Origin of the sequence: Candidatus Protofrankia californiensis (assembly GCF_900634765.1) — a bacterium.
Taxonomy (GTDB): domain Bacteria; phylum Actinomycetota; class Actinomycetes; order Frankiales; family Frankiaceae; genus Protofrankia; species Protofrankia californiensis.
In genome coordinates, this window is the sequence record NZ_CAAAFT010000291.1 from 1 (window position 1) to 2,574 (window position 2,574).

Annotated in this window: 2 protein-coding genes; both read right to left on the bottom strand. The window is 68.3% G+C overall.

Annotated elements, in window-relative coordinates; genetic code table 11:
• Positions 1–118 precede the first annotated feature (118 nt).
• On the bottom strand, positions 119–1,231 hold the full coding sequence (locus DD1DGNOD_RS15625; RefSeq protein ID WP_131770456.1) for an NDMA-dependent alcohol dehydrogenase: 1,113 nt from the start codon (positions 1,229–1,231) through the stop codon (positions 119–121).
• A 22-nt stretch (positions 1,232–1,253) separates the two neighbouring features.
• A partial coding sequence (locus DD1DGNOD_RS15630) for an aldehyde dehydrogenase family protein (RefSeq protein WP_131770457.1) occupies positions 1,254–2,574 on the bottom strand: 1,321 nt, incomplete at its 5' end.

A 2,574-nucleotide genomic window follows, 5' to 3' on the forward strand; every position in this document is an offset into this window, starting at 1 on the left:
CCGCGGTCCACGCCGCGCGCCAGGCGGGCGTCCTGTAGAAGAACCCGTTGTCGTGCAACGAGAGAAAATCGGTATGCCCGGATGTGAGACCCGGGCACACCGACGACTTGGAGCCGGTTCAGTGCTCGTGGACGAGGACGCCCCGGATGTTCTTGCCGTCGACCAGGTCCTGGTAGCCCTGGTTCACCTCGTCCAGCCGGTACTTCTGGGTGATCAGCTCGTCCAGCTTGAGCTGGCCGGCCTGGTAGAGCCCGAGCAGCTTGACGATGTCGTACTGCGGGTTGCAGCCGCCGAACAGCGAGCCCTTGATCGTCTTCTCCCACAGGGTGAGCACCGCGCCGGAGACGTGCACGGTCAGCTTCTCCGGGTTGGCCAGCCCGGTGACCACGACCGTGCCGCCCTTGCCGATGATGTCGAACGCGGCCTGCACGACCGCCTCGTCGACCGTGCCAACCAGGATGAGCGCCTGGTCGGCGCCCTGCCCGCGGGTCAGCTCGGTGACCGCCTTGCGCGCCTCCTCGGCGGCGGCGAAGGCGTGTGTGGCGCCGAACTTCAGCGCGGTGTCCCGCTTGAACGGGTTCGGGTCCACCACCACGACGTGCTTGGCGCCAGCGAGCACAGCGCCCTGCACGGTGTTGGCGCCGAGTCCGCCGACGCCATAGATCACCGTGGTGTCGCCGACCCGGACGTTGCCCTCGTACACGGCCGTGCCCCACCCGGTCGGCACGCCGCAGCCGACCAGCGCCGCGGTCTCCAGCGGGATCGACTCGTCGACCTTGACGGCCGAGTTCTGGGAGATCGTCGAGTACTGGGAGAACGTGCCGAGCATGCACATGGCGCCTAAGTCCTCGCCGCCGTGGTGGAAGCGGAACGTGCCGTCGGGCATGTGGCCGTCCAGGATGGTGGCGCCCATGTCGCACAGGTTCTGCCGGCCGGTGGCGCAGTACCGGCAGTGCCCGCAGTTCGGGATCATGCTGCACACCACGTGGTCGCCCGGCTTGACCCTGGTGACCCCGGGACCGACCTCCTCGATGATGCCGGCACCCTCGTGCCCGCCGACGATCGGGAAGCGCGGTGGCAGGTCCCCGTCGGACAGGTGCAGGTCGGAATGGCACAGCCCGGCCGCGACGAAGCGGATCAGGACCTCGCCCTCGCCCGGGCCGTCCAGGTCGAGCTCGACGATCTCGAACGGCTTGTGGAAACCGGTCAGTACCGCGGCTTTCGTCTTCATTGGGTGACTCCTTCGCAAATGGTCAGAGCTGGATGTTCACGGCCTTGGTCTGGGTGTAGAGCTCGAGCGCGGCCTCGCCGAGCTCGCGTCCCCACCCGGACTGCTTGTAACCGCCAAACGGGATCGCGGCGTCGAACGCGTTGTAGGAGTTGATCCACACACTGCCGGCCTTGAGTTGCTTGGCCAGCCGGTGCGCCCTGGAGATGTCCCTGGTCCAGATCCCGGCCGCCAACCCGAATTCGGAGTTGTTCGCGGCGGCGACCGGACCGTCCGCCACACTGAACGGCAACGCCGCCACGACCGGGCCGAAGATCTCCTCCCGCACGACGCTCATGTCGTCGCGGACATCGACCAGCACGGTCGGCTCGACGTAGTACCCGGTGTCGCCGATGCGCCTGCCGCCGGTCAGGGCCCGCGCACCGTCGGCCCGCCCCTGATCGAGGTAACCGGTCACCCGGTCCAGCTGCTCCTGGGACACCAGCGGCCCCAGCTGCGAGGTCGGATCGAGGCCCGGGCCGACCTTGACCTGGCTGGCGAACTCGGCGACGCCCTGCATGAATTCCTCGAAGATCGAGTCCTCGACGAACAGCCGTGTGCCAGCCACGCAGCACTGGCCGTGGTTGAACAGCCAGGCATTCGCCGAACCCGCGATCGCGGACTCCAGATCGGCGTCGGCGAAGACGATGTTGGGGCTCTTTCCGCCGAGCTCCAGGGACACCTTCTTCAGGTTCCCCCTCGCAGCCCCGACAATCTTCTTGCCGACCTCGGTGGAACCCGTGAAAGCGATCTTGTCGACGTCGTCGTGCGCGGCCAGCTCGGCGCCCGCGTCACCGAACCCCGTGACGATGTTGACGACGCCCGCAGGGAAGCCGAGTTCGCAGAAGATCTCCCCGAGCAGCAGGGCGGTCAGCGGCGTCTGCTCGGCGGGCTTGAGCACGACGGTGTTACCGGTGGCCAGCGCGGGCGCGATCTTCCATGTGGCCATCAGCAGCGGGAAGTTCCACGGGACGATCTGCCCGCACACGCCGACCGGCTCGCGCAGCGTGTAGGCGTGCCATTCGGAACCCGGCAGCCACGGCACCGACGGGGTGATGGTCCGGCCCTCGATCTTCGTGGCCCAGCCCGCGTAGTAGTGGAAGACGTTGGCCGACCACACCACGTCCACCGCCTGGGCGATGGCCGCCGACTTACCGTTGTCGATGGACTCCAGCTGGCCGAACTCCTCGGCCCGCGCCAACAGCGCGTCACCGACCTTCCACAGCAGGCTCTGCCGCTGGCTGGGGGTGAACCGGCTCCACGGTCCCTCGAAGGCGCGGCGCGCCGCCGCCACCGCGCGGTCGATA

Bases quoted from the DNA above. Each gene is read 5' to 3' on its own strand.
- DD1DGNOD_RS15625 (WP_131770456.1), bottom strand. From the start codon at position 1,231: ATGAAGACGAAAGCCGCGGTACTGACCGGTTTCCACAAGCCGTTCGAG.